Annotated in this window: 2 protein-coding genes; both read right to left on the reverse strand. The window is 55.8% G+C overall.

The window, feature by feature from the left end; all coding sequences use genetic code 11:
• The coding region (locus AC1D1Y_RS26920; RefSeq protein WP_477685028.1) for a hypothetical protein at positions 1–185 on the reverse strand (185 nt) is incomplete at its 3' end.
• Positions 182–362 (reverse strand): hypothetical protein (locus AC1D1Y_RS26925; protein ID WP_477685029.1); only part of this gene is annotated, 181 nt, incomplete at its 5' end. The genes AC1D1Y_RS26925 and AC1D1Y_RS26920, both read right to left, overlap by 4 nt.

Below are 362 nucleotides of genomic sequence, written 5' to 3' on the forward strand. Positions count from 1 at the left end.
GCCCGCGCCGCAGACACACCCAACAACTCCTTGTCGTTGAGCTGTTTGATTTGGTCGATCAGGCTTCGCTGCGCCTGCAGGCTAATCAGCCCCACACCAATCGCAAATAGCATCAACAGAATAAAACCCGCTGCGAGTTTTCGGGAAAGGCGCCATTGCTCCAACGCACGGGAAAAATAATTCATACCGGGACCTCAACGAATTCTTGTAATGTGGACGCAACCTGGAGCTGAAACGTCCTGCGGTGTATTTCCAGGTGATTGGCCAACAGGGCGAGCAGCTCATCGAGCTGCTGCTGGTGCTGCGCGTCCGGGACAGCCAGCAAGCCCAGCTCCACCACGCCAATCAAGGTGTCTTGCATG

This window comes from Polaromonas sp. P1_G1, assembly GCF_056405595.1.